This window comes from Planctomycetota bacterium (assembly GCA_033763975.1).
Classification (GTDB): domain Bacteria; phylum Planctomycetota; class Phycisphaerae; order Phycisphaerales; family UBA1924; genus RI-211.
This window is the reverse complement of sequence record JANRJM010000003.1, coordinates 98745-124852: the sequence shown is the minus strand read 5'-3', so window position 1 is coordinate 124852 and position 26108 is coordinate 98745. Positions and strand designations below refer to the sequence as shown.

Below are 26108 nucleotides of genomic sequence, written 5' to 3'. Positions count from 1 at the left end.
GGCGAGGTTGAGCCGCCCGAGCCGGGGGGCGACGCGCGGCCGGAGTATGTCAAGCCGTCGCGCATGAGCCCCGGCACGCACGCGGCCCTCGCGGGCGGGTGTGCGCTCGGGGCGATGATCGCGGCGGGCGTCAACGCGTCGATCTACTCCGGCGGGCGGGCGACGACGCTGCTGATCGTCGTCGTCGTGCTGCTGACGCTGTACCAGACGCTGGTGCACACCGGCACGGGGATCGTCGCGGTCGCGATCGCGGCCAAGCTCGCCAAGCACCAGGTCGGTCGGTACGACTGGGCCGCGGGGCGGATGTTCCTGGCGTTCGCGACGTTCCAGTTCGTGAGCCATCAGCGCATCCCCGGGGCGCCGGAGACGCTGAGCGTGATCCTGGCCTATCCGGCGGCGGCGGCGGCGTACTTCTTCATGGTCATGGCGCTGTTCAAACTGCGGCGTGACCAGGCGACGATGCTGTGCGGCGCCCACCTGATGCTGTGGCTGCTGTTTGTCGGCGGGCTGGAGCTGTCGCGCTGGATGGGGGCCGAGCTGGCGGCCATGCCGCCCCCGCTTCCCCCGCCGACCGCGGGGCCGTGACGACGCGGCAAAACCACCACGCCTGAAATCGCCGGGTCGCGCGTCCCAATACGGGGAGCACGAACCAAGGAGGCTGGCCATGACGGTGCGCACGACGACGCGGCGGAACACGGGGCGGGTGCTGGTGGCGGCGATGACGCTGGGGCTCGCGACGCCGCTGCTGGGCTGCGCCATGTCCGTCGGCGGCGCCGACATCGGCTGGTCGAGCGTTGAGGAGAACCGCCAGCTCGGCATCGAGCATGTGCCGGGCAAGCCGCTGCTGGTGAAGACCCGCAACGGCGGGATCACCGTTACGAAGACCTCCGGCGGGCCTGTCGATGTCCGTGCGACCGTGCGCGGCAAATCGCAGGAGCAGCTCCGGCAGATCAAGGTCGTCGCGGTGCGCGATGATGACGGCACGCTCGTGGTGAAGGCCGAGTTTCCCGAGGGCAAAGCCCGTGATGGGGCCGGCGTGTCGCTCGAGGTGCTGATCCCGGACGCCGAGGGGCTGAACCTGGCGACGTCGAACGGGGCGATCACCGCGGCGGGCTTCTCGGGCAAGGCGGTGATGGACACGTCCAACGGGGCCATCACGCTCAGCGACCACGCGGGCGAGGCGGTGCTGGATACGTCCAACGGGCGGATCCACCGTCGAGCGTTTGCGCGGCGGGGTGACGGCCGACACGAGCAATGGCGGCATCACGCTGAAAGACGTCGGCACGCCGGTGACGGCGGATACGTCCAACGGGACGATCGACGTCGTGCTGGACGACGCGGCGACGGGGCCGGTGCGGCTGGATTCGTCGAACGCACGTATCGAGCTCGCCGTCGGCTCGGCGTTCGGCGGCGAACTGATCGCCGACACCAGCAACGGCAAGGTGACCGTCGATCTTGGCACGGAGGCGGCCCAGGTCTCGACCAACAAGCGCGGCAACGAGGCCAAGGTCGTCTTCGCCGCTTCGGGCCAGCGCTCGGTCGTCGACACCAGCAACGGGTCGATCCGCATCTCGCGGCGCGAGAAGTAAGCGGCCCGTCGGAACGACTTCACGACGACAACACACACGCCCGAGCGGCCGGGTTCACCGGCGGCTCGGGCGTTGCGATTTGGAGTTCACTTGAGTTCGACGTTCCAATACGCGTCGTCGAGGAACGACTTCCAGGACGAGTACTTCTGCTGGCCCAGGCGGATGGAGATGAGCGGGTTGCGCTTCGGGCGCACGGGCTCGCGCACGAGCTTCATGTGGGCCTCGGGGGGCGTGCGGCCGCCCTTGCGCGCGTTGCATTTCACGCAGGCGCACACCAGGTTCTCCCAACTGTCCTGCCCGCCCTGGGAGCGCGGGAGGACGTGGTCGATGGAGAGCTCGCTGGTGGGGAAGGTCTTGCCGCAGTACTGGCACTGGTTGCGGTCGCGTGCGAAGAGGTTGCGCCGGTTGAGCTTGACGGTCTGGTCGGGGATGCGGTCGTACCCGAGCAGTCGGATGATGCGCGGGACGGCGATCTCGAAGCGCACGGTGCGGACCCAGTCGTGGCGCTCCCGCTCGAACTCGTGCTGGAGCGCGGAGACCTCGATCCACGAGGCGAGGTCGTAGTTGAGATATCGCGGGCCCGCGTCGCCCGGCTCGACGTGAATGATCTCGGCGATCGACCGCGACACCAGGCAGAACGCGCGCCGCGCCGAGACGATGCGCATCGCGGCGTATGCCGTGTTCAGCACCAGCACCTTGGCGTTCAGGCCCTGCGACGCGTCGGCGCCCAGCATGAACGCCGCGGGCACGTCGTGCGCGAGGTCATCGCCCGTCGCGCCGGGCTCGGCGCGCGAGGGAGACGTCGGGTTGGCTTGCCTCCGGCGGTGCATGGCACTCTCCGGAGGGAATTCTACGAGCACCGCGCGGGAGGGACAAGTACGTCCTCGCGGCTAATGCCGGAAGTGCCGCAGGCCGGTCGTGAGGCACGTCACGCCCCGGGCCTCGCACAGGGCGAACGTCTCGTCGTCGCGCTTCGACCCCCCCGGGTGCACGATCGTGCGGACGCCCGCGTCGATCAGGATCTCCGGGCCGTCGGGGAACGGGAAGAACGCGTCGGAGAACGCGACCGCGCCCGACGCGTGACGCCCGGCCTTCTCCACCGCCAGGCGGCAGGCGGTCACGCGGTCCATCTGCCCCGCCCCGGCCCCCACGAGCATCGCGGCGCCGGATTCGCCCCGGGCCCCGATGCAGACCGCGTTGCTCACCAGCGCGCGGGCCACGCACTCGAGGAACCGCGCGAGATCGAGGGCCTCGGGCGTCGGCGCCGGCCCGGCGCGGCGCACGTACTCGTCCGCGTGGGCGAGACGCAGGTCGCGCTCCTGCACCAAGAGCCCGCCGGGGATCGACCGCAGTTCCAGCGGCTCGGGCGGCCCGACCTCCGGCCCCACCCGCAGGATCCGAAGGTTGGCCGAGCGCGCCCGCAGGGTCGCCAGGGCGTCGGCGTCATAATCCGGTGCCAGGACGACCTCGAGGAACACGTCCTTGGTGTTCAGGCGATCCGCGGCGTCGGCGTCGAGGGGCGCACTCAACGCCAGAATCCCCCCGTACGCGGCGATCGGGTCGCCCGCGATCGCCTGGTCGATGGCCGTGCGGGCGTCGTTCGCGAGGGCGGCCCCGCAGGGGTTCGCGTGCTTGATGATGGCGGCGGCGGCCCGCGCGGGATCGAGCGACGCGAGCGCCCGCGCCAGCGACAACGCCGCGTGCGCGTCGTTCAGATTGTTGTAGCTGAGCTCCTTCCCGTGCAACTGCTCCGCCAGCGGGACCGTGCCCGCGGGCGCCCTGCCGACGCGCCGGTAGAGGGCGGCGGCCTGGTGCGGGTTCTCGCCGTAACGCAGGTCGTCGACCTTGACGCACGTGAGCGTGAGCAGCGGGGGGAAGCGCGCATCGCCGGCGTCGGTGAGGTACGCCGCGATCGCGGCGTCGTAGCGGCTTGTGAGGGCGAACGCCTCGCGCGCCAGTTCGGCGCGCAGGGCGGGGGTCGTCTCGCCGTTGTGCAAGTCGAGCTCGTGCAGCACCCGGTCGTACTGCGCCGGGGCCGTGACGACGGTGACGAACGCGTGGTTCTTCGCGGCCGAGCGGATCATCGAGGGGCCCCCGATGTCGATCTGCTCGATGGCTTCGGCGCGCGTGACGTCGGGGCGGGCGACCGTCTGCTCGAACGGGTACAGGTTCACGCACACGAGGTCGATCGTGCCGATGGCGTGCTGCTCGAGCTGGGCGGCGTGGGCGGCGCTGTCGCGCACCGCCAGCAGCCCGGCGTGCACCGCCGGGTGCAGCGTCTTCACCCGGCCGTCCAGGATCTCCGGGAACCCGGTCAGCGCGTCGATGGTCGTGACCTGGATGCCCGCGGCGCGGAGGGCGGCGGCGGTGCCGCCGGTGGAGATGATCTCGATCTGCCGGCGCGCGAGCGCCGCCGCGAAGGGCACAAGCCCGGCCTTGTCAGAGACCGACAGGAGCGCACGCCGGATGGGGAGTCGCATGACGGGCTCCGTGCCCGTCAGCGGGGCATGAACTTGGCGAGGACGCCGGCGTCGGAGATGGCGTAGATGTTGGGGTCGATAAACCCGTCGGCCATCACGCGGGCCACGCCGGGCAGTTCGATCCGCGCGATCGCGTCGCCACGCGCGGGGTCGACCACGGTCAGACCCGCCGCATCGCGGACCACCAGCCGGCGGTCGCGCAGCGCGATCGGCGTGCCGTGCACGTCCTTGGCGGCCCACTTGACCTCGCCGGAAACGGCGTCGAACGCCGTGAGCCCGCCGGGCCCAAGGTCGACGTACAGCACGCCGTCGTGCAGCGCGGGCTGGGCGGAGAGCGGGTGCGGCGTGCGATGACGCCAGACGAGATTTCCGGCGGTGTCGAAGCACCAGACGGACTGGTCGCGCGAGGCGATGTAGAGGCGCTCGCCGTCGGTCACGGGGTTGTTGTCGAGCGGGCCGAACACGCGGGCACGCCCGACCAGTTCGCCCGAGGTCGACAGGAACGTCACGTCTCCGCCTTGCGAGACGGTGGCGATCTGTGCGCCCACGAGCACCGGATCCGCGTCGATCGCGCCGCGCGACGCGAAGCCCCACGAGGGAAGCCCGCGCCCGATGATGTGGCTCTGCACCACGCCCGTCGACGTGCCGAACACCGCCAGCGAATCGACGAGCACCGGCGAGGTGTTCACCACCCGCGAGAGCGGCTCGCGCCCCAGGATGTTGCCCGTGCCCGGGGCCAGGATGAACATCTCGGACTCGCTGCAGACGAGCAGCCGCCCGGCATCGCTGGATTCGCGGACGACGCCGACCCACTTCGTGAGCGGGCCGGTGAGTTCCGCCGCCCAGCGGTTCTGCCCGTTGCTGGTCTCGATGGCCGATACGACGCTGCCCGACTCCTGCACGACGGCGATGTCGGGGTAGAGCGACATCGCGACGACGGAGCGGCTCTTCACGCTGACGCCGAAGGGGAACCCGACCCAGTCGAGGCGGTAGCCCACCTTGCCCCAGTCGGAATGCACGACGGGGAAGCGGGATTCAGTCGCCGGCTGCGTCGTGGGTTGCGACGCGGGCGGGTCGCCGGCGTCGGAACGGGGCCGCGCGGCACAGGCGGACAGCGGGGCCACCGATCCGCACGCGAGCGCGAGGGTGAGGGCGGCGAACACGGTTGACTGGCGGCGTCGGCGCATCCGGGGGCTACTCCACATGGTCCGGCGACGCCGGAAGGTGCAACTGCGGGGACGGTATGTGCGCATCCTCGCACGCCGCGGCGGCGAGGGGGACAGGAGTATCGAGGACTTTGGGTCCGGGGTCAACTGCGCGTACCGTCCGCCATGTTCACGGGATTGGTGCAGTACGTGGGACGAGTCGTGGCGTCGGGGCCCGCCGAAGGCCGCGCGGGGGTCGTGCGCCTGGAGGTGGACGCGTCGAGGTGGGATCACGTGCCGCGGGCGGGCGACTCGATCTGCGTGGCGGGGTGCTGCCTCACGGTGGTGGGCGAGGTGGTCGGCTGGCGGCTGGTGTTCGAGGCCGTGCCCGAAACGCTCGCCAAGACCACGATTCGGGATTGGCGCCCCGGACGACGGGTGAACCTGGAACACGCGCTGCCGGCGGGAGGATTCCTCGGCGGGCACATCGTGCAGGGGCACGTCGACGGCGTCGGCGTTGTGCGGTTCAACGGCGAGGATGGCCCGCGCGGGTGGCGACTGCGGGTCGCGGCGGGCCCAGAGTTCATGCGGGCAATGATCCCCAAGGGAAGCGTGTGCCTGGACGGCGTATCGTTGACACTGGCAGAAGTCGGCGAAACAGAAATCGAAGTTGCGCTCATTCCTGAGACGCTCGCGCGGACCACGCTGGCGGAGTTGCGGGCGGGGGATGAAGTGAATGTCGAGTGCGACGTGATCGCCAAGGCGGTCGCGGCGTGCGTCGAGCGATCGCTCGGCCGACTGAGCGGATAATCACCGCGCGTCTCATTAGCATTATGTTCGGAGACCGACATCCCCTCAACGGGCGTGTTCGAACTGCGCCAAGATACTGCGAAGCCGGGGGATTTTCACATGGTAGGGTTGCGTGAGTATCCGCGGGTAGGGTACTATGAGCCCGGAGATCCCCGCAATCGCGGGAAGGGGAAGAAACACCGGACGGCGCCTTTGTTCGCGCTGGACGCAGGAAGGGAGAAACGATGAATCGCGTGATGAGTGTTGGGGGCGTGGCCCTGCTGGTGGCGGCTGCCACGGCTCAGGCCGGGTATACGACGGTGAACATCGGCTCGTCGGCGGCGACGCGCGGCGCGGTGACCGGCGGCGGCAACGGCGCGCCGAGCGGTGAGAACGGCGGGCCGAACAGCCTGGTGAACATTCTGAGCCGCATGTACAACGGGACGACGAGCACCGCGGGCATCACGGGCTCGATCAATGGCGATCTGTTCCTCAACGGCAGCGTCACTGCTCGTCGCATCGAGGACTTCAACGCGGGCAGCCCGTCGGCGCTGGCAAATGTCTTCAACCTCGCCGGCGGCGTGTCGGGCGCGGGTGGCGACCTCGACCAGGTGTGGAGCGACGGCACGGTGCGCCTCGAGGCGCGGGCCCGGTATGCGGGGTACTCGCAGTTCTTCGGCTACCGCACGTCGCTGACGGCGGGCGGCTTCACCGGCGGCGTGACGTCCGTGGCCTCCGGGTACAACGATCCGGCCGCGGGCACGCTGGTCAACATCGGCAGCCCCGTGAGCTTCATGTGGATGCGCGCGAACAACGCCGCGGGCACCAACAACGCCCACTATTCGTACGCGGCTCTCAACGTCGCGCAGCGTGACCAGATGGTGGCGTGGGAGATCCTCGGGGCGGGCGGCGGTCGTCGCTTCGTGGTGGCTTTCGAGGACATCAACCAGGGTGGCAGCCCCGATGACCGCGACTTCAACGATCTGGTCATGGAGCTCGTCGTGATTCCGCTGCCGACCGGCGCGGGCCTGAGCATGGCCGGCCTCGGCGTGCTGGCGTTCCGCCGCCGCCGCTCGGCCTGAGACTGCTGACTCCCTGCACAGTTGATCGACGCACGCCCGCGGCAGCGCGGGCGTGTTTCTTTTTTGGGGCGAAGAAAGTGAGTTGGGAACGCGGCGAAGCGGCGAGTGCTGGGCCGCATGGCCCTCGCGTGCGCTTCGGGCTCGTGCAGGAAGCGGCTCAGGTCACCGGCGCGCGGTGAAGTGCGGCGTACGCGATCGCCAGCGCGTCGGCGACGTCCGGGGGCTCGGGCGGCTCGGCGAGGTCGAACGCGTGCTGGATGGCGCGCTGCATCTGGGGCTTGTCGGCGCGGCCCGAGCCCGTGAGCGCCTTCTTGACGGCGGCGGGTTTGAGCTCGGCCAGTGGGATCGCGCTCTGGGCGACGGCGAGCAGGATGACGCCCCGCGCGTGGGCCATGGCGATGGCGGTGGCGGGGTGGGCCGGGTGGGCGAAGAGGCCCTCGACGGCGACAAGGTCGGGCTGGACGCGGGCCAGCAGATCGCGCAGGTCGCGGTCGAGTTCGGCGAGGCGGTGCGAGACGGGGCGGGCCGGGCCGCTGGAGGGCGCGAGGCGGATGACGCCGGCCTCGATGAGCGTGAGCGTGCGGGCGCCCGGCGCGATGCAGGCGTAGCCGGTGATGCGGAGGCCGGGATCCAGGCCGAGGACGCGCACGGGTGAGAGTATCGGGTGCGCGAGGGTGCGGAGCGGAAACTACGATGGGCGGATGTCGACGGTGCGAGAAACCCCGCGTGCGCAGGTCCTGATCGTCGAGGACGAGGTGGATCACGCGGACGTGATGGCCGACGCGTTGCGCCGGCCGGGGCACGTGTGCACGGTGGTGACCAGCGTCGCGGACGCGATCGAAGAGCTGCGGCTGGGCGCGTTCGACGTGATCGTCACGGACCTGCGGATGCCCGCCTCGGCGGGGTTCGAGGTGGCGGGCGTGGGGGTGGTGTCGGCGGACGGGTCGGACGCGGGGCTGCGCGTGCTGGAGGCGGCGCGACGGCTGCAGGCGGGGGCGGAGACGGTGCTGGTGACAGCGCACGGCGACGTGCCGACGGCGCGGGCGGCGTTCAAGCTCGGGGCGTACGACTTCATTCAGAAGCCGCTGGACCTGGAGGTGTTCCGGAACCTCGTGAACCGTGCGGCGGAGACGGTGCTGCTGCGGCACCAGAACGATTCGCTGAAGGAAAAGATCGAGCAGGCGGGGTTTGACGGGATCATCGCGGCGAGCGAGCCGATGCGGCGCGTGCTGCGGACGATCCGGACGGTGGCGCCGTCGAACATTCCGGTGCTGATCACCGGTGAGAGCGGGACGGGCAAGGAACTGGTGGCGCAGGCGCTGCACCGGGCGAGCCGCCGGAGCGGGGCGCGGTACGCGCCGTTCAACTGCGCGGGGCAGAGCGAGAGCCTGCTGGAGGACGCGCTGTTCGGGCACGTGCGCGGGGCCTTTACCGGGGCCGACAAGGAGCGCGCGGGCGTGTTCGAGTACGCGGACGGGGGGACGCTGTTCCTGGACGAGATCGGGGACATGCCGCTGTCGATGCAGTCGAAGCTGCTGCGCGTGCTGGAGAGCGGCGAGGTGGTGCGTCTGGGGAGCAACGAGGCGCGGCACGTGGACGTGCGGTTCGTGTCGGCGACGAACCGGGACCTGCGGGCGATGTCGTCGCAGGGCACGTTCCGCGAGGACCTGTACTTCCGCATCAACGGGACGCACGTGCACGTGCCCGCCCTGCGCGAGCGGCGCGAGGACATCCCGCCCCTGGTGGCGTACGCGGTTGACCGGTACGCGGCGGAACTGGCCCCCTCGCCCACGGAGGTCGTCGTGCCCGGGGTGACGGACACCGCGATGATGCGCCTGACGGCGTACGGGTGGCCCGGCAACGTGCGCCAACTGCTGAACGTGGTGCGGACCACGCTAGTCATGTGCCTGAGCGAGACGCGGGCGCCGGGCGAGCGGGCGATGATCGATCTGCGACACATCCCTGATGACGTGCGGGCCGACGGCGCGGACGCCGACGACGGGCCGGGCGGCGGGGCGAGCCTGGCGGGGACGAGCCTCGAGCAGATCGAGAAGCGCGCGATCCGCGAGACGCTGCGCCTCACCAACGGCAACCGCGAGCAGGCCGCGGCGCTCCTGGGCATCGGCGAGCGGACGCTGTACCGCAAGCTGCGCGAGTACGGGCTGCGGTAGGCGTGAGGTGGATTGGGGGGAGGCGCGAGACGTGGCACATCCACCGAGCATCGATCCGGCGGGGGACGCGCGGTTCTGGGAGGCGTACCGCGAGGTGGCGGGCGTGTACGCGCACGAGATGAAACTGGTGGCGGTGGAGCGGCGCGAGGCGGCGGTGTTTGATCTGCCGGTCGTGCCGCGGGACGTGCCGGGCGTGCCGCCCGCGCGCCTGTGGCACAACCTGAAGGGGCAGTTCATCGCGATCGACGCGACGGGATTCGACACGCCCCAGCGGGTGATGCTGGCGCTGCGCGAGCAGATCCCGCTCGCGACCGCGACGCAGGACATCCCCGGGGGCATCCGGTTCCGGTGCATGGGCCCGACGCTCGATCTGAAGCAGCCCCTGGGCGGCCAGCGCCACGCGATCCGCCATGCGCTGCTGCAGGCGCTGTCGCTGCGGCGCTGGTGGCGGACGACGTTCGGCTCGTGGGCGGCGTGGCGCGCGGGGGCGGTGGGGCCGGTGCTCGAGGTACGCCGGATCCCGCCCCATCACACGTGGGCGCTGCGCCAGAAAGTGCTGCGCCCGCACCAGGACATCCGCGAGATGGCGTGGGACGGCGATACCGAGGAGAGCACGCGGCATTTCGGCGGGTACGTGGACGGCGCGCTCGCGGGCGTCGCGACGCTCCTGCAGAACGCCCCGCCCACGGGGGACGCCCGGCCCGCGCTCGCGGCGCATCTGCTGGCGCACGAGGAAGGTCGCGCGTGGCAGGTGCGAGGCATGGCGACCGACGGCCCGGGGCGCGGCTGCGGGCTCGGGCGGGCACTGCTCAAGTTCTGTGCGGCGTCGGCGGCGGTGCGGGGCGGCTCCGGGCCGGGGGGCATCGTCTGGTGCAACGCGCGGACGAGCGCGCTGGCGTTCTACGAGCGCGCGGGGTTCGTGGTGGCGTCGGGAGAGTTTGAACTCCCGCACGCGGGGACGCACGTCGTGATGGTGCGGGCGGTGCGGGCGGGTGATGAAGATCCGTACGCGCGGTGAGGCGCGCGGACGCCTGTGCCACCGGTACTCGAGCTGCGACCCGAGCTGAAGGCCGGGCTATTACTTGCGAAGCGCGCGGGACCAGCCGAGGATCATGAGCACGAAGCCGCTGAGGAGCGTGCTGAGGACGAGCCCGCCGACGGCGCCGATGATGGCGCCGAGCCCGGGTTCTGCCGCGATGACGCCGAACTCGCAGAGGAGGTAGCCCAGGCCGCCGAGCACGACGGTCGTGCCGATGATGATCGCGGTCTGGATGAGGTTGTCCTTGACGCGCAGGTTGGGGACGCCCCCGACGGTGTCGGCGATCTTGTGGTAGTCGTCGAGGACGCCCGGGTTGTGCGGCGCGCGGAGTTCGCCGGGCACGGTGGGCGGGGCCGATGGCGGGTCGGGGTCTGGCATGCGGAGATGATACTGGGAACTAAGCCCGAGCGGGGCCGCCCGCGACAGCCATGCTGCATGGTGTGCCCCGCAGCGGGCACGCACGCCCGACCATCACCAGTCGAGCGGGGCACGCCAGGTCTGGGCGAGGTCGTCGACCTTGGCGTTGATGTCGAGGGCTTTCCAGGCGAGGCGGCCCGAGGCGGTGAGCGTGCCGATGGGCTGCATGGGCACGCCCCCGAAGTCGCGGAGGATGGTCTTGACGCGGGGCAGGTCCTCGGGACGGATCTCGAGCACGTAGCGGGAGGGGCCCTCGGAGAACGCGAGCTGCTCGGGCTCCAGGATGTCGTCGGTGAGCGTCAGTTCGGCGCCGAGGGGCGCGAGCGCGGTGCCGGCGGCGGCGAGGAGCGCGGCGAGTTCGCCCGCGCCCTCGGCGGGCGGGGCGTCGGGGCGAGACCCGGTGGTGGCGATGAGCATCTCGGCGACGCAGGTGAGCAGCCCGCCGTCGGACACGTCGTGCGCGCTGCGGACGAGCCCGTCGGTGATCATCTGGGCCACGGCGCGGGCGGCTTTGGGGCCGACGGCGAGGTCGACCGTGGGGATGGCGCGCCAGGATTCGTCGGGTGATGCGGAGGCCTCGCCGAAGACCTGCTGGTAGTGCGAGCCGCCCATGGCGCCGGCGCGCGGGCCGACGAGCACGAGGAGGTTGCCGGGCGTCTTGGCGTCGACGGTCACGCAGCGCGAGACGTTGCGGACGCGGGCGAGGCCCGAGATGAGCAGGGTGTAGGGGATCTCGATGACGCGGGGCTCACCGGTGGCGGGGTCGGTGTAGCGGAGCTGGTTGTTGAGGGAGTCCTTGCCGGAGACGAAGGGCGTGCGGTAGGCCTTGGCGCCGTCGTAGCAGCCCAGGCACGCGCGAACGAGGGCGCCCATGTTCTCGGGGCGGTCGCACGAGGGCCAGCAGAAGTTGTCGAGGATGGCGGTGCGGTTGGGATCGGCGCCGGCGCAGACGAGGTTGCGGACGCACTCGTCGATGGCGGCGAGGGCCATGTGATAGGGATCGCCTGCGAGGGCGTGATCGCCGATGCCGGTCTGCAGGCCGCAGGCGAGGGCGATGCCCTGGTTGGAGCCGGGGACGACCTCGATGACGGTGGCGTCGGAGGGCCCGCGACCGCCCGGGCCGCTGAGGGGCTTGACGACGGTGTTGCCCTGCACCTCGTGATCGTACTGGCGGATGATCCAGTGCTTGCTGGCGATGGAGGGGTGGGCGAGGAGCGCGCGGAGGGCGTCGGCGGGTTGGGGCGTAGTCCGGCGAAGGGCGGGGCGCGTGGAGGGGGCGGGAGGCCACACGGCGTCGCGCGTGGGGCTGGGAAGCCCGTCGTGCAGGAAGTCCATGGAGAGTCGCCCGACCTCGGTGCCGCGGAATCGCAGGACGAGGTCGCGCTCGAGCGTGCCGAACGTGCCGAGCACGGCGAGCTCGCAGTGTTCCTCGTCGCAGATGGCGCGGAGGGCGTCGAGGTTCTCCGGGGGCACGCTGAGGATCATGCGTTCCTGGGCCTCGCTGATCCAGATCTCGGTGAAGGTGAGGCCGTCGTACTTGAGCGGGGCGGCGTCGAGGTCGACGGTGGCGCCCAGGTCCTTGCCCATCTCGCCGATGGCGGAGGAGAAGCCCCCGGCGCCGCAGTCGGTGAGGGCGGAGAAGAGAGGAGAAGTTCCGGAGTTCCGGGGAGAAGCAGTTCCGGAGTGAGGAAGAGAAGGAGTTTCGGAGTGACAAAGTTCCGGAGTTCCGGAGGGGGGGAGAGGAGAAGTCGGAGAGCCGCGCGCGCGGAGGATGGCGTCGAGCAGGCGTTTTTCCTCGATGGCGTTGCCGATCTGGACGGCGTGCCCGAACTCGGAGGCGTGCGTCTGCTCGAGTTCGGCGCTGGAGAAGGTGGCGCCGTGGATGCCGTCGCGGCCGGTGCGTCCGCCGAGCGCGACGATGAGGTCGCCCGCGCGGGGCGCTCCGCGGACGAGCGTGCGGGGGATGAGCCCGACGCACCCGCAGAAGACCATGGGGTTGCCGACGTACCGGGGGTCGACGTGGACGGCGCCGGCGACGGTGGGGATGCCCATGCGGTTGCCGTAGTCGCGGACGCCGGCGACGACCTCGGAGAGAATCCGTCGCGGGTGGAGCGTGCCGGGCGGGAGCGAGGCGGGGTCGAGGGTGGGGGGTGCGACGCAGAAGACGTCGGTGCTGGCGATGGGCTTGGCGCCCAGGCCGGTGCCGATGATGTCGCGGATGCACCCGCCGATGCCGGTGGCGGCCCCGCCGTAGGGCTCGATCGCGGAGGGTCGGTTGTGGGTCTCGACCTTGATGCACACGCCGTGGGCGTCGTCGTAGGCGACGACGCCGGAGTTGTCGGTGAAGACGGAGAGGGTCCAGTCGAGGCCGTCGGCGATGAGTTCGTGGGTGGCGGCGGCGACGGTGGACTTCAGGAGGTTGTCGATGGTGACGGAGCCGTCGTCGCCGACCACGCAGCCGGGGCGATCGGACCAGTCGATGGCGCCGAGAGGAGCGGGCTGGTGGGCGATGTCATCGGCATCTTCGAGGGTGGCATCCGGGTCGTCGGAGGTCGCTTCGGAGTCGGCGCTTGATTCGTCGGCGCGTCCGGCGGGCGTGAACTCGAAGGACATTTCCAGGCCGCCGCGGGGTCGACGCGAGGGGGCGGACGAGGCTGGCGCGTCGGGGCCGTCGTCGGTCGGGGCTTCGCGGTAGAGCACGCGGCTCTTGAGGGTCTTGTGCACGCAGTGCTCGGACCAGGTCTGGGCGAGGGTCTCGAGTTCGATTTCGGTGGGGTCACGCCCGAGCGCGTCGAAGTGATCGGCGATTGCGCGCATCTCGGCGACGCTCAGGAAGAGGTGCGCACGCCGCGAGAGGGCGGCGAGCTGGTCGTCGTCGAGCCCGCGGAGGGCGACGGTGCGGGGCGTGAAGGGGGCGGGCGTCCCCGCGGGAAGGCGGGCGGGCTGGTACGGCGCGTCGGTGATCTGGTGGATGACGGGGTTGGCGAGGGTGAGTTCGGCGAGGCGCCGGGCGTCGGCCGGGGTGAAGCCCAGCAGGTCGTAGCGCGTGCCGGTGGCGACGCGGACGTCGGTGCCGGTGAGATCGCGGATGGCGTCGCGGACAGATTGGGCGGCGGGGTCCATGACGCCCGGGAGCGGATGGACCTCGATGACGCTGGCGTCCTCGGCGGGGGCGGCGCCGATGGTCGCGACCTCGCAGACGGGGTCGGCGAGCAGGGACGAGACCACGCGCGACTGATCGGCGGGCGAGAGCGCGCCCTCGATGAGGTAGACGCGCGCGGTGCGGGCGCTGATCAGGGTGGGCGCGATGGACGCGGCACGGGCACGGAGCGTGTCGGCGCGGGGGTCGGCGAGACCGGGGCGGACGCGGACCTCGACGCGGAGGAGGGTGGTGGTCACGGGCGAAGGGTACGAGACGACGCGGGCGTGTGCGCGCACGGGTACAGTGCGCACCCCATGAGCGAACGGAGCCTGCAATCCGATCCGGCGAGCCTGGACCACACCCCCGGGGCCGCCCCGCTGGCGGAGAGCGGGTCGGCGTCGAGGCCCCCCGCGGGCCCGATGCTGTTCGAGTTCTCGACTGAGGTGTGCAACCAGGTGGGGGGCATCTACCAGGTCGTGCGGAGCAAGGCGCCGCTGATGACGGCGCGGTGGGGCGAGCGGTACTGCATGGTGGGCCCGTACGAGCCGGCGCGGGCGCAGGTGGAGTTCGAGGAGTCGCGGGCGTCGGGGTGGATCGAGCGGGCGATCGAACGCCTGCGCGAGCAGGGCCTGGTGGTGCGTCACGGGCGATGGCTGGTGCCCGGGCGGCCCCGGGTGCTGCTGCTGGAGCACTGGCTGTCGGCGGAGCGGCTGGCGCAGGTGAAGTACCACCTGTGGGCGGAGCACGGCATCGAGACGCCCGGGGGCGACGGGCTGGTCGACATGGTGGTGACGTTCGCCGAGGCGTCGCGCCGGCTGATGGAAGCGCTGTGCGAGCAGCGCCCGCAGACGCGGGTGGGGCACCAGCCCCTGGTGGCGCACTTCCACGAGTGGCTGGGGGGGCTGGCGATCCCGATGATCCGGCGCCAGAAGCTGCCGGTGGCGACGGTGTTCACGACGCACGCGACGATCCTGGGTCGGTACATCGCCAGTTCGCGCGACGACTTCTACGACCAGTTGCCGTGGCTCGACCAGGCGCAGGAAGCGGCGATGTACAACGTGCGGACGCAGCACGCCATCGAGCGGGCGGCGGCGCACGGGGCGCACGTCTTCACGACCGTGTCGAGCGTGACGGGCGAGGAGTGCGCGCACCTGCTGGGGCGGCCCGTGGACGTGGTAACGCCCAACGGGCTGACGATCGGGCTGTACAACGCGGGGCACGATCAGCAGCGCCTCCACGGGGAGTACAAGGAGGAGATCCACAAGTTCACGATGGGGCACTTCTTCCCGAGCTACCAGTTCGATCTCGACCGCACGCTGTACTTCTTCACGTCCGGGCGGTTCGAGCCCAAGAACAAGGGCTTTGATCTGTGCCTGGAGGCGATGGCGCGGCTCAACGCCGAGCTGCGCGCCGCGAACCTGGGCAAGACGGTGGTGTTCTTCATCATCTCCAAGCGCGCGACGCGGAGCATCAACCCGCTGGCGATGGAAAAGCGCGGCGTGCTGAACGAGCTGCGCGACATCTGCGCGAAGATCGTGGACGGGGTGGAGCAGCGCCTGTTCAAGCGGGCGGCGGGCGGGGGAAAGCTGCACCTGGACGACCTGGTGGACGAGTACTGGCTGCTGCGGTACCGGCGGGCGCAGCACGCGCTGCGCCAGGGCGGGCTGCCGATGGTGGTGACGCACATCCTGGAGGACGAGGCGCACGATCCGGTGCTGAACTACCTGCGGCACCTGCAGCTCTTCAACCGGGAGGAGGACCCGGTGAAGGTGGTGTACCACCCGGACTTCATCACGCCGCACAACCGGCTGTGGGCGATGGAGTACGACCAGTTCGTGCGCGGGTGTCACCTGGGGGTGTTCCCGAGCCAGTACGAGCCGTGGGGGTACACGCCGCTGGAGTGCGCGGCGATGGGCGTGCCGAGCGTGACGAGCGACCTGGCCGGGTTCGGGCGGTACGTGCTGGACACGACGCCCGAGCCCCAGAAGCACGGGCTGAAGGTGGTGCGTCGTCGCGGGCGGGGTTATCACGAGTCGGCGGCGGAGCTGGCGAAGTACCTGGTGGAGTTCTGCCGCATGGAGCGGCGTGACCGGATCGCGCTGCGCAACGAGGTGGACAAGCGGTCGTGGGACTTCGACTGGAGCACGCTGGGCAAGGCGTACCACACGGCGCACGACCTGGCGATCGCGCGGTTCCACGCGGAGCACGCGCTGGAACTGGGCGGGACCGACCAGGGCGTGCCGATGGTGGCGGCGTCGGTGCTGGCGCAGCGGGCGGAGGCGGCGGGGGAGGGGACCGGGGCGTGAGCGGGGCGCGCCGGCCGCATGTGGAGCTGTACACCGACGGCGCCTGCTCGGGCAACCCGGGGCCGGGCGGGTGGGCGTTCATCCTGCGGCATCCCTCGAGCGGGGCGGAGATAGAGCGCAGCGGGGGCGAGGCGGGCACGACGAACAACCGGATGGAACTGCGCGCCGTGATCGAGGGGCTGCGGGCGCTCACGCGTCCGTCGCGGGTGGACCTGTATTCCGACTCGCAGTACGTGCTCAAGGGCCTGGACGAGTGGATGGACGCGTGGAAGCGGCGCGGGTGGAAGACGGCGGACAAGAAGCCCGTGAAGAACCAGGACCTGTGGGAGGAGCTGGACGGGCTGCGGGGCGAGCACGAACTCGCGTTTCACTGGATCCGCGGGCACGCCGAGCACCCCGAGAACGAACGCTGCGACGCGCTGGCGGTGGCGGCGGCGCGGGGGGCGGCGGGCCGGGCGTAGCGCGCGTGCTTATCGGTCGGTCGCGGCGCGGGCGATGGCGCGAAGTTGTGGGACGCGTGGGGGCCCGGCGTGAAGGCGGGCGCGGGCGGTGCCGATGAGGGGTTCGGCGCTGGACGCGCGGGAGGGCCCCCGACCGTGGAACTGACGAAGATTCTGAAGGCGGCGTACGAGGCGGACGCGTCGGACGTGCACCTGATCGCCGGGCAGCCCCCGACGGTGCGCATCCACCAGGTGATGACGCCGCTGGAGATGCCGGTGCTGACGCGCGAGCTCGTGCGCAAGTACCTCGAGCAGATGGCCCCGCCCGAGGCGCTGGCGACGTTCGAGCGGAACAAGGACGCGGACTTCTCGTTCCAGGCGGAGGGGCTGGCCCGCTACCGCGTGAACGGGCACATGCAGCGCAGCACGGTGGCGCTGGCGATGCGCATGATCAAGACGAAGGTGCCCCCGCTCGCCAACCTGGGCCTGCCGGAGGTCATCGCGCGTCTCACGTACCTCCCCCGCGGGCTGGTGCTCGTCACGGGCGACACGGGCTCGGGTAAGTCGACGACGCTGGCGGCGATGATCGACGCGATGAACCAGCGGTACCGCAAGCACATCATCACGCTCGAGGACCCGGTGGAGTACGTCTTCGAGAGCAAGGAGTGCGTGATCGAGCAGCGCGAGCTGGGCGCCGACATGCCGAGCTTCGCGAGCGGGCTCAAGCACGCGCTGCGTCAGGACCCGGACATCATCCTGGTGGGCGAAATGCGCGACCTGGAGACGACCGCCCTGGCGATCTCGGCGGCCGAGACCGGGCACCTGGTGCTGTCCACCCTGCACACGTGCAGCGCGAGCCAGACGGTGGAGCGCATCATCGACATGTACCCGGGCGGGCAGCAGAACCAGATCCGCTCGATGCTGGCGGCGACGCTGCAGGCGGTGCTGAGCCAGACGCTGTTCGCGCGGACGGACCGCCCGGGCATGGTGCCGGCGGTGGAGGTGCTGCTGTGCACGCCGGCGGTGCGGAACCTGATCCGCGAGGCGCGGACGTTCGAGATCCCCAACGTGATCGAGACGAGCCGGGCGATCGGGATGTGCAGCCTGGACAGCAGCATCGCGGAGCTGTACTTCAACGGGTACATCAGCCGGGAAGACGCGATCGCGCAGTCGGTGTACCCGGACAAGCTGGAGCGTCAGCTGGCGGCGTAGCGCGGGGTCGAGGACGGACGAGCGAAGCCAAGCAACGGAGGGACGGGATGGCGTGAAGCGTGCGGGGACGGTGGGGCGAGCGGCAGGACGCCGCCCGATCGTCGTGCCGGCGCTCTCGACGTCCGATGAGCCATGCCGAACTACCGATACCAGGTTCGAACGAGCGCGGGGCAGGTGCAGGCGGGGGTGATCGCGGCCGACAACGCGACGACCGCGGCGGCGATCCTGCGGAACCAGGGCGCGCACGTGCTGTCGCTGAGCGTGCAGTCGAGCGGGCTGGGCGGCGCGGGGCTGCAGGCGAAGCTGAAGGAGCTGAACGCCGGCACGCCGACGCAGAAGCACGTGCTGGACTTCACGACGCAGCTGGCGGTGATGGTGCGGGCGGGCATCAACCTGCGTGCGGCCCTCGAGGGGATCGCGGAGCAGACGCAGCACGTGGGGTTCAAGAAGGTGGTGCAGCAGCTGCGCCAGGACGTGGAGGGGGGCAAGCAGTTCAGCGAGGCGATCGCGAAGCACCCCAAGCTGTTCAACCCGCTGTACGTGAACATGGTGCGCGCGAGCGAGATGTCCGGGTCGTTCAGCCGCATGCTGGACCGCATCGCGGGGTACATCACGCAGCAGATCGAGACGCGCAAGATGGTGGTGGGGGCGGCGATCTACCCGGCGATCATCGGCGGGCTGGCCGTCTGCGTCACCGTGTTCCTGCTGACGTTCGTGCTGCCGAAGTTCGCGGCGGTCTTCCAGGGCAAGGAGGACGTGCTCCCGTGGGCGACGAAGTTCCTGCTCGGGCTGTCGAACTTCATGGTGACGAACTGGTACCTGCTGCTGGGCGGTGTGGCGGCGCTCTTCGGGGGCCTGTACGCCTTCTGCAAGACGGAGGTCGGCTCGTTCTGGGTCGACCGGCTGAAGCTGGGCATCCCGATCGTGCGGACGATGTTCCGGTCGCTGTACATCTCGCGCTCGTTGCAGACCATGGGGCAGCTCATCAACGCGGGCGTGCCGATGCTGGACACCATCGCGATCACCGGGGACATCTCGGGCAACCAGATCTTCCGGGGGCTGTGGCGCAAGGTGCACGCGAGCGTGAAGCAGGGCAAGAAGGTCACCCAGCCGCTCATGCAGGCCGAGGTGCTCCCGCGCGCGGTGGTGCAGATGATCGCGGCGGGGGAAGAGTCCGGAAAGCTGGGCGAGGTGCTCGACGAGATCGCGACCTACTACGCCAAGCAGCTCAAGGACCACATCAAGGCGGTTACCGGCATGATCGAGCCCATCATGATCCTCATGATGGGCACAGTCGTTGGATTCATCGCGATGGCGATCATCCTGCCGATCTTCAAGATGAGCCAGATCGTCAAGTGAACGACACAGTACCCGGGGGCGGTGTGCCCCCGGGAGGCGGCATGGTCTCGTCGCGCAGGCGGTTCTCGGGGGTGGGGGGTCGACGCCGGGGGTTCACGCTCCTGGAGTCGATGATGGCCCTCATCATCATCGCGCTGGGTGTGCTCGCGTTCGTCGATGCGCAGTCCGCGTTCACGCGGTCGAACACCTGGTCCAGCCAGGCCGCCACCGGCATGCTGCTGGCGAACGAGGTGCGGGAGATGACGCGCCGCATGAGCCGGCACGACCCGGTGACCGGGCTGGTGCTGGTCAACGGCACGACGCTGCAGGGGTGGGGGATCGAGTCGAACGAGACGACCATCGATGATCTGGACGACCTGGACGATCTGGACGGGATGTCGTTCGGGCTGGGGGGCACGTTCCCCGGGCCGGTCGACGCCCTGGGCGAGATCGTCCCCGAACTGGAGCTGGACGGCTCGCCCCGCACGGACGAGGGGCAGCTCGTCCCGCTCGTGGGCTGGCGACAGGCCGTGACCGTCGAGAAGGTCGATCCGTACAACTTCTCGCAGGCGCGTGCGGACTCGTACCAGCAGGCGGCGAGCGGGCAGTGGCCCTCCGTCGGGGTGGACGGCTTCCCGCTCCGCGTGACCGTGGTCGTCACCTACCAGGCGCTGGGCGAGACGCAGGCGACGGAGATCACGCGCCTGACGTGGATCGTGCCCCCGTGAGCATCGGGGCGGGCGCGGGCGTGGCGGGGCGACAGGGCGTGCGCGGCGGAGTGGGGAGGCAAGCGATGCGCAGGATGATGCGGAACTCGTGGGGCGTGCTGCGGGGCCTCTGCCGAACGAGGCGCGGCGTGGCGGCGGTGCTCGCGATGATGTTCATCGTGATGTTCGGGTCGCTGGCGACGGCGATGGCGATCGCCAGCCGCGGGAACATCCTGACGGCGGCGTCGCACCTGCACGTGAGCCGCGCCCAGAGCGCGGCGGAGACGGGCATGAGCGTGGCGGCGGCGCGCCTGGAAGAGGCCGCCGCGCGCTTCGTGATCTCGGGGAGCGACGTGAACGCGGCGTACGCGTGGAACCTGTGGTCCGGGAACACGGGCCCGCTGGGCACGGTGAACGTGCTGCCCCCGCGCACGGGGCGGCTGGACCAGGGGACGCCCGCCGGGCTGGCGGAGGCGATCGCGCAGGCGCACGCGCTCGACCAGGACGTCGTGCTGAGCCTGGGCGTGAGCGCCGCGACGGTGGGCAACGCGCCGGCGGGCTCGACGAGCGAGTACCAGGCGACGCACTGGGTGTTCACGCCGGCGGTGGCGCTCGAGGCGCGCCCCACGCCCGACGCGGACCCGCCCCTGGCGTACATGGTGACGTACGCGCCGCTGGTGGGCGGCACGTCGGTGCGCGTCTTCGTGACGGGCTACGACCTCGGGTACACGCGCAACGGGCAGCCCGTCTCGCGCACGCTCTCGCAGGACTTCCGCCTGTCGAAGTCCGTCAAGCACGCGATCGTCTCGTCGAACCGGGTCATGATCGGCTCGAACGTGATGGTGACGGGCGACATCGGCTCGCGCTTCACCGGCACGCAGTACAACAACGGCGACCCGCTCGTGCTGCGCTCGGACTTCCAGGGCATCGACGACTCCGTGCTGGGCCAGAAGCTCGCGGCGCTTTTCGCGGCGATCGCGGCGACCGACGTCGACGGCGACAACCGCCTCCGCACCGGGCATCCGACCGAGGGCTCGCAGATCCCCTCCGGCGCGGGCGACTACGACGGCGACGGCGCGCCCGACGACGCCTTCACCGACGTCACCGGCGACGGCTACGTCGACGAGTTCGACATCTTCCTCAAGCACTACGACCGCGACGGCGACGGGCGCCTCGTGCTCTCCGCGGCGCTCACCGCCGGCACCCCGGCGTCCGGGCTCACCCCCGAGTTCACCGCCGACGACCAGCTCGCCCTGCTCATCGACTCGAACCGTCCGGACCGCAACCGCAACGGGGTGTGGGGCTTCGTGGACGCCAACGGCAACGGCCGGTGGGACGACGGTGAACTCATGGCCGACGTCGACACGTCGACGGGCGCCTGGCGCGACCGCGTGCTCGGGTACCGCGACGGGTTCATCGACCGGCGCGACTACTACGCCAAGGTCTCGGGCGGGATGAAGTTCTCGACCTCGAAGAGCGCCTGGGAATCCGGGCAGGGCTCGGTGAGCGACGCGCTGCGCGGGCCCGTCACGCCCCCGTCGGGCGCCCCGGCGGCGTCGTACGCCGTCTCCGACGCCGATCTCCCCCCGGTGGACACGAGCGTGTTCACGGGGCAGCGGACGGCGTTGCAGGCGGCGGCGGACGGGGCGGCGTTCGACAACCAGGTCGCGACCCAGCTCGGGGTGAGCGTCTCGCAGCTGGCCTCGTACAGCGCGCCGCGCCCCGCCGACCAGAGCGCCCCCTGGTTCCGGCGCCTCGATCCCATCGACGAGGCGACGAGCCTGCCCGCGAACGCGAGCACGGCGTACTGGGAGAAGATGCCGTACAACAGCCCGTCGTACAGCGACGTGTACTTCCGCCCCGTCTACTACAACATGGTCTTCAAGGACGTGCAGATCCCGGTGGGCAACAACGGGCTGTTCGTCAACTGCACGTTCGTCGGCGTGACGTACGTCCGCACCGACACCACCAACGCGCACGTGCTGTGGGGCGAGTTCGGGAAGACGACGGTGACCGGCGGGGTGCCGACGCTGGTGAACCCGCGCGTGCTGTACGGGGGCACGAACTACCCGACGATGCTCCCGGCGTCGGCGATTCCCCCCCAGCAGAACGTGCTGATGGCGGTGACGCCGATGGACAAGGCCGACCTTGACAGCACGCAGACGGGGCGCCCCGGGTACGCCTCGCTCCCCGAGCCGCTGGTGATCGCCGGCAGGCGCGTGACGGACACGCGGGCCCACTCGAACAACATCCGATTCCACGGGTGCCTGTTCGTGGGCTCGATCGTGTCGGACACGCCCGCGCTCTACGCGCAGTCGCGCAACAAGATCCAGTTCACCGGGGCCACGCGCTTCACGCAGTCGCACCCCGACGACCCGGACAGCGCGGCCTTGAACCCCGAGGCCTCCGACGTCGACGAGATCAAGAAGTCGTCGATGATGCTGCCCAACTACTCCGTGGACCTGGGCAACTTCAACAGCCCGCCCGATCAGAACGTGCAGCTCTCGGGCGCGATCATCGCGGGCGTGATGGACGCGCGCGGCACGGTCACCGTGGACGGCTCGCTGATGCTGACCTTCGCGCCCACCATGGGGGCGTACCCGCTCGTCGACGCCACGGGCCAGCCCATCGGCAACCCCGCGGGGTTCAACTCGACGATCGGGTACTTCGGCCCGGCCGACGGCGACCAGGAATCCATGGATCCCGCCACGCTGCCGGTGGTGGGCGGGCAGAAGATCGTGGGCTGGGACACCGACGGGGACGGGCTGCCCGATGTGGCGCCCGACCAGCCCCAGCCGACGGGCGGGGTGGCGGTGCCGTTCTACGGGCTGGGGCGGATCGTGCTGCGGTTTGATCCCAACCTGACGCTGCCGGACGGGATCATGCTCCCGATGCGGATGGAGCCGGTGGCGGGCACCTATCGAGAGGGGTACCACGCATGGTCGTACTGAAGCCGGGCCTGCGGGCCCCGCGGGGCCGCCGCGGGTTCAGCCTGATCGAGATGCTGATCGCCCTGACGATCACGGCGACGCTGCTGACAGCGACGTTCACGGCGCTGGACACCTCGTACCGGGCGTACAAGATCACGACCGAAGGGGCGAGCACGAACGTCATCGCGCGGATGGTGATGGCGCGCACGTCGACGATGATCAGGACGGGCGAGCAGTTCGGGCCCTACCCCGAGGACGTCCTCGACCCCGCGCAGAACCCGGTGGTCTCGACCTTCATCGAGTTCGAGTCGTTCAACGACGGGGCGGGCAACCGCCGGGTCATCCGGCTCGAGCGCCGGGACCAGTCGGACCCGCAGCGCGGGCCGTACGAGCTGTGGTACGTGCAGACGGACGTGGTGAGCGACGTGCCGGGCACGCCGGTGGAGCGCCCGCTGCTGGCCGGGGTCACGGGCGCGAGCTTCGTGCTCGAGTACGACGTCGGGCCTCGTCTGCGCCGGGCGACGGTGGACATCACGGTGAAGCCCAACGATTACCAGGACGCGGGCTTCCACGCGAACCTCGAGACGCCGACCATCCGGCTGGTGACGACCGTCACGCCGCGCCGGATCGACGAGTAGGCGCGCGAAGTTCCGCGAGCGCGCCGGGGAGTTCGTCGGCGAGTTCGGTGGGGAGCATGCCGGCGTCGGCGCCGTGCCGGGCCGTCCAGCGTTCGCCCGCGCGCGCGTGCGCCTCGACGCCCGCGCTGGCGAGGTCGACGAGCGAGAGTGCGTGCGGGGAGCCGGCGAACTGCGCGAGCAGCCCGCCGAGGAGCCCGGCGAGCACGTCGCCCGTGCCGCCGGTGCCGAGCACGGGGGTTCGGTGCCCGCACGTCCAGGCGCGGATGGCATCGCCGACGACGGTGCCCGCGCCCTTGAGGACGCAGACGCAGCCGAGGCGCTGGGCGAGGGCCTGGCACGCCGCGACGCGCGTGCGGGGGTTGGTGGCGCTGTGCGTGATGCGCAGGGCGGACGCGAGGCGGGCGAACTCGCCGGGGTGGGGGGTGAAGATGGCCCGGGCGCGCAGGTCGCGGAACAGGTCCGGAGTCTGGGCGAGCGCGTTGAGCGCGTCGGCGTCGACGACGATCGGGATGTCGTCGCGCTGCACGCCCCGCAGGGCCACGGCCGCCGTGCCGGGCCCGGGGCCCAGCCCGGGGCCGATGACGATGGCGTCGGCGCCGTCCGCCGCACGGTCGAAGGCTTCGGCGGCGTCGCTCGCCGAGACGTCGCCGTCGAGGTCGGTGGGCATCGCGTAGCCGACGGCGGCGGGGCAGGCGCCGATGACGTGCGGCAGCACGCGGTCGGGCGCGAGCACGCGCACGAGCCCCGCGCCGGCCCGGAGCGCCCCGAGCGCCGCGAGCGTGGGCGCCCCGGCCATCCATCGCCGATCGGCGCAGCAGCCCCCGACCACGAGCACCGTGCCGAACGTGCCCTTGTGCCCGTCGGGGTCGCGCGCCGGGAGCAGCGCCGGCACCGGCGCGTGCGCGTCGCCGGTCATTCGGTCTTCTCCACCTCGATCGACAGCCGACCCATCACGCTCGCGACGCTCATCAGCCCGGCGGTGGGATCCTCGTCGGTCAGCGCCGACAGGTCCAGCGCGATGTGCGTCGCGTCGGCGGGGATGCCGGCGGGAAAGGTGGCGTCGAGGTCGATCCAGCGCGGCTCGCCGTTGATCTCGACGAGCGCCTGCGTCCACATGTGATAGCCGAAGATGTCGGTGGCGCCGGCGAACTCGTCGGCGTAGATGAGCCCCGCGACGACGCGCGAGGGGATGCCCTCGGCCCGCAGCAGCGCCGCGAGCAGCACGCCGTGCTCCGAGCAGTCCCCCTCGCGCCGGCGCGCGACCTCCGAGGCGGTGGCGAAGCCCACGTCCAGTGTCTTGCGCTTGATGTGCCTGTTCACGAGGCGCCGCAGCGCCTCGGCGCGGTCGGCCGCCGACTCGCCGGCGCCCTGCACGCCCCGGGCCGCCAGTTCCTTGATCACCTCGTCGTCGGCGCGGCAGAGCGTGGTGGAGGCGAGATAGGTGGCGCGTGCGCGCGGGGTCAGTTCGGCGGGCGTGGCCGCCGTGGAGCGCCCCACCTCGACATCGACGCGCACCCGGCGCTCGTCGAGGCGCGTCACCTGCTGCATCCCGGCGGAGGGCAGGTCGTCGATCCGCCCGTCGGCGAGGCTGAGGACGTACGACGCCCGGCGCACGCGCCGCGGGTTCGCGATCTGGCGCGAGCCCTTCACGAACGTGCTGACCATCGCCTCGGGGGCGGGCGTGCCCGAGCGCGCGAGCGCCGCGTCGCGTGTCGACGCCGTCATCGTCAGCGTCAGCGGGCCCAGCGGCGTCACCGATCGCACCAGCTCGCCCTCTTCGTCGGTCCACTCGGTCGACGCGAGCTGCGGGGCGATCGTGTTCTCGACGCGCCAGCGGACGGCGTCGAGGTCGCGCCCCATCGCCGCGATCCGCTCGCGTCCGTCGAGACGACGGGTGATCGTGACCGGCGTCATCCCGTACTCGGGCGAGATCGTCCGCACCGAGATCTCCTTCGCCCCGGACTTGAAGCGCTGGCGGACGAACTGCTCGGCGGCGGCCGGGGTCAGCCACGCGCCCTCGGGCCTGGGAAGGGTCGTCGTTGTCGTCTGCCCGCTCTGCGTGCTGGTCATCTCGACGTCCTGCTCGCGGAAGACGTACGACTGCACGACGTCGGTCGCGCCCAGGCGCTGCACGCGCCGCATGGCGACCGGGGCGCCCTCGGGCGTCTCCACGAACTCGCTCTCCATGTGCATGGTGACCGCGCCCTGCGCGCCCCGCGAGGCTTCCACGCGCAGCACCGAGCGCGACGTCAGGCGGCCGTCCGTGCGGGAGCGCGACGTACGCATCCAGCCGGCCTTGGCGCCCATCATCTCCAGCGAGTACCACCGGTCGGACTGTGTCTCTTCCTGCGGCGTGGGATCGAGGACTGCCGGCAGAGCGGGCGATGCCGGTGCCGGCGATGTTGGCGCGGGCGGAGAACGCGACTCCTGCGCCCACGCCCCCGGGGCCGCCAGCGCCAGCAGCCCCGCGACCAGCAGGCCAGGGGTCCTGCGCACTCTGAGCCGCGCCACACCGAGCCGCGCCACACCGAGCCGCGCCACACCGAGCCGCGCCACACCGAGCCGCGCCGACGCAATCCACCTCATGCTGTGGTCTCCGTGCCGTCTCGGTTCCGCTTGACGAGGCGGCGTGCGAACGCGCCAGTGTACGGGGCCCTGCGTGCGCCCGGTCCCCGCGGTAACC

Annotated in this window: 21 protein-coding genes; 13 read left to right on the top strand and 8 right to left on the bottom strand. The window is 71.2% G+C overall.

Going from position 1 to position 26108, the window contains the following annotated elements:
- On the top strand, positions 1 to 585 hold a 585-nt coding region (locus tag SFY69_02870; protein ID MDX2130979.1), incomplete at its 5' end, for a hypothetical protein.
- 650 nt (positions 586 to 1235) lie between these two features.
- Positions 1236 to 1589 (top strand): hypothetical protein, encoded by a 354-nt coding sequence (locus SFY69_02865; GenBank protein MDX2130978.1) that lies wholly within the window; start codon positions 1236 to 1238, stop codon positions 1587 to 1589.
- 86 nt (positions 1590 to 1675) lie between these two features.
- Here SFY69_02865 and SFY69_02860 read toward each other — a convergent pair whose 3' ends face one another.
- From SFY69_02860 to SFY69_02850, 3 genes are read right to left on the bottom strand one after another with little or no spacing between them, the layout of a single operon-like run.
- Complete coding sequence (locus SFY69_02860) at positions 1676 to 2419, bottom strand: HNH endonuclease (GenBank protein MDX2130977.1); 744 nt, start codon at positions 2417 to 2419, stop codon at positions 1676 to 1678.
- A 60-nt stretch (positions 2420 to 2479) separates the two neighbouring features.
- Positions 2480 to 4069 (bottom strand): bifunctional phosphoribosylaminoimidazolecarboxamide formyltransferase/IMP cyclohydrolase, encoded by a 1590-nt coding sequence (purH, locus tag SFY69_02855; protein ID MDX2130976.1) that lies wholly within the window; start codon positions 4067 to 4069, stop codon positions 2480 to 2482.
- A 17-nt stretch (positions 4070 to 4086) separates the two neighbouring features.
- Positions 4087 to 5088 (bottom strand): PQQ-binding-like beta-propeller repeat protein, encoded by a 1002-nt coding sequence (locus SFY69_02850; GenBank protein MDX2130975.1) that lies wholly within the window; start codon positions 5086 to 5088, stop codon positions 4087 to 4089.
- Positions 5089 to 5400: 312 nt separating this feature from the next.
- Here SFY69_02850 and SFY69_02845 point away from each other — a divergent pair, with 312 nt between their 5' ends.
- On the top strand, positions 5401 to 6024 hold the full coding sequence (locus tag SFY69_02845) for a riboflavin synthase (GenBank protein ID MDX2130974.1): 624 nt from the start codon (positions 5401 to 5403) through the stop codon (positions 6022 to 6024).
- A gap of 224 nt (positions 6025 to 6248) precedes the next feature.
- Positions 6249 to 7085, top strand: a complete 837-nt coding sequence (locus tag SFY69_02840) for a DUF4114 domain-containing protein (protein ID MDX2130973.1) — start codon at positions 6249 to 6251, stop codon at positions 7083 to 7085.
- Between the two features lie 157 nt (positions 7086 to 7242).
- On the opposite strand, the gene SFY69_02835 is transcribed toward SFY69_02840, so the two are convergent.
- Positions 7243 to 7734 (bottom strand): crossover junction endodeoxyribonuclease RuvC, encoded by a 492-nt coding sequence (locus tag SFY69_02835; protein ID MDX2130972.1) that lies wholly within the window; start codon positions 7732 to 7734, stop codon positions 7243 to 7245.
- Positions 7735 to 7786: 52 nt separating this feature from the next.
- Between SFY69_02835 and SFY69_02830 the strand changes: the two genes are divergently transcribed.
- Together SFY69_02830 and SFY69_02825 are read left to right on the top strand one after the other, a co-directional pair.
- Positions 7787 to 9256, top strand: a complete 1470-nt coding sequence (locus tag SFY69_02830; GenBank protein ID MDX2130971.1) for a sigma-54 dependent transcriptional regulator — start codon at positions 7787 to 7789, stop codon at positions 9254 to 9256.
- Positions 9257 to 9287: 31 nt separating this feature from the next.
- Positions 9288 to 10274 (top strand): GNAT family N-acetyltransferase, encoded by a 987-nt coding sequence (locus tag SFY69_02825; protein ID MDX2130970.1) that lies wholly within the window; start codon positions 9288 to 9290, stop codon positions 10272 to 10274.
- A gap of 60 nt (positions 10275 to 10334) precedes the next feature.
- On the opposite strand, the gene SFY69_02820 is transcribed toward SFY69_02825, so the two are convergent.
- Both SFY69_02820 and SFY69_02815 read right to left on the bottom strand, forming a co-directional pair.
- Entirely contained in the window at positions 10335 to 10673 is a 339-nt protein-coding gene (locus SFY69_02820; GenBank protein ID MDX2130969.1) for a hypothetical protein, read from the bottom strand.
- A 93-nt stretch (positions 10674 to 10766) separates the two neighbouring features.
- Positions 10767 to 14111: an AIR synthase-related protein gene (locus tag SFY69_02815; GenBank protein MDX2130968.1), complete on the bottom strand. Its 3345-nt coding sequence runs from the start codon at positions 14109 to 14111 to the stop codon at positions 10767 to 10769.
- Positions 14112 to 14168: 57 nt separating this feature from the next.
- Between SFY69_02815 and SFY69_02810 the strand changes: the two genes are divergently transcribed.
- The 7 genes from SFY69_02810 (at position 14169) to SFY69_02780 (ending at position 23425) form a co-directional block, all read left to right on the top strand.
- Complete coding sequence (locus SFY69_02810) at positions 14169 to 16160, top strand: glycogen/starch synthase (protein MDX2130967.1); 1992 nt, start codon at positions 14169 to 14171, stop codon at positions 16158 to 16160.
- A complete protein-coding gene (gene rnhA, locus SFY69_02805; GenBank protein MDX2130966.1) occupies positions 16157 to 16621 on the top strand; it encodes a ribonuclease HI in 465 nt (154 codons plus the stop codon). The genes SFY69_02810 and rnhA overlap by 4 nt, the downstream gene beginning before the upstream one ends.
- A gap of 135 nt (positions 16622 to 16756) precedes the next feature.
- Positions 16757 to 17812, top strand: a complete 1056-nt coding sequence (locus SFY69_02800) for a type IV pilus twitching motility protein PilT (GenBank protein ID MDX2130965.1) — start codon at positions 16757 to 16759, stop codon at positions 17810 to 17812.
- Between the two features lie 132 nt (positions 17813 to 17944).
- Positions 17945 to 19171, top strand: coding sequence for a type II secretion system F family protein (locus SFY69_02795; GenBank protein MDX2130964.1), 1227 nt, complete (start codon positions 17945 to 17947; stop codon positions 19169 to 19171).
- Positions 19172 to 19212: 41 nt separating this feature from the next.
- Positions 19213 to 19878 carry a prepilin-type N-terminal cleavage/methylation domain-containing protein gene (locus tag SFY69_02790; GenBank protein MDX2130963.1) on the top strand — a complete coding sequence of 222 codons (666 nt, stop codon included), beginning with the start codon at positions 19213 to 19215 and terminating at the stop codon, positions 19876 to 19878.
- 65 nt (positions 19879 to 19943) lie between these two features.
- Positions 19944 to 22808, top strand: coding sequence for a hypothetical protein (locus SFY69_02785; GenBank protein ID MDX2130962.1), 2865 nt, complete (start codon positions 19944 to 19946; stop codon positions 22806 to 22808).
- Entirely contained in the window at positions 22796 to 23425 is a 630-nt protein-coding gene (locus SFY69_02780) for a prepilin-type N-terminal cleavage/methylation domain-containing protein (GenBank protein ID MDX2130961.1), read from the top strand. Before SFY69_02785 ends, SFY69_02780 begins: the two co-directional genes overlap by 13 nt.
- Here SFY69_02780 and SFY69_02775 read toward each other — a convergent pair.
- Complete coding sequence (locus SFY69_02775; protein MDX2130960.1) at positions 23400 to 24341, bottom strand: NAD(P)H-hydrate dehydratase; 942 nt, start codon at positions 24339 to 24341, stop codon at positions 23400 to 23402. The genes SFY69_02780 and SFY69_02775 overlap by 26 nt on opposite strands.
- Positions 24338 to 25921, bottom strand: coding sequence for a transglutaminase-like domain-containing protein (locus SFY69_02770; GenBank protein MDX2130959.1), 1584 nt, complete (start codon positions 25919 to 25921; stop codon positions 24338 to 24340). Before SFY69_02770 ends, SFY69_02775 begins: the two co-directional genes overlap by 4 nt.
- Between the last annotated feature and the right edge of the window lie 187 nt (positions 25922 to 26108).

Coding starts and splice junctions, on each gene's coding strand:
- SFY69_02860 (MDX2130977.1), bottom strand. CDS start 2,419: ATGCACCGCCGGAGGCAAGCCAACCCGACGTCTCCCTCGCGCGCCGAG.
- purH (MDX2130976.1), bottom strand. CDS start 4,069: ATGCGACTCCCCATCCGGCGTGCGCTCCTGTCGGTCTCTGACAAGGCC.
- SFY69_02845 (MDX2130974.1), top strand. CDS start 5,401: ATGTTCACGGGATTGGTGCAGTACGTGGGACGAGTCGTGGCGTCGGGG.
- SFY69_02840 (MDX2130973.1), top strand. CDS start 6,249: ATGAATCGCGTGATGAGTGTTGGGGGCGTGGCCCTGCTGGTGGCGGCT.
- SFY69_02830 (MDX2130971.1), top strand. CDS start 7,787: ATGTCGACGGTGCGAGAAACCCCGCGTGCGCAGGTCCTGATCGTCGAG.
- SFY69_02820 (MDX2130969.1), bottom strand. CDS start 10,673: ATGCCAGACCCCGACCCGCCATCGGCCCCGCCCACCGTGCCCGGCGAA.
- SFY69_02810 (MDX2130967.1), top strand. CDS start 14,169: ATGAGCGAACGGAGCCTGCAATCCGATCCGGCGAGCCTGGACCACACC.
- SFY69_02795 (MDX2130964.1), top strand. CDS start 17,945: ATGCCGAACTACCGATACCAGGTTCGAACGAGCGCGGGGCAGGTGCAG.
- SFY69_02790 (MDX2130963.1), top strand. CDS start 19,213: ATGGTCTCGTCGCGCAGGCGGTTCTCGGGGGTGGGGGGTCGACGCCGG.
- SFY69_02785 (MDX2130962.1), top strand. CDS start 19,944: ATGCGCAGGATGATGCGGAACTCGTGGGGCGTGCTGCGGGGCCTCTGC.
- SFY69_02780 (MDX2130961.1), top strand. CDS start 22,796: ATGGTCGTACTGAAGCCGGGCCTGCGGGCCCCGCGGGGCCGCCGCGGG.
- SFY69_02775 (MDX2130960.1), bottom strand. CDS start 24,341: ATGACCGGCGACGCGCACGCGCCGGTGCCGGCGCTGCTCCCGGCGCGC.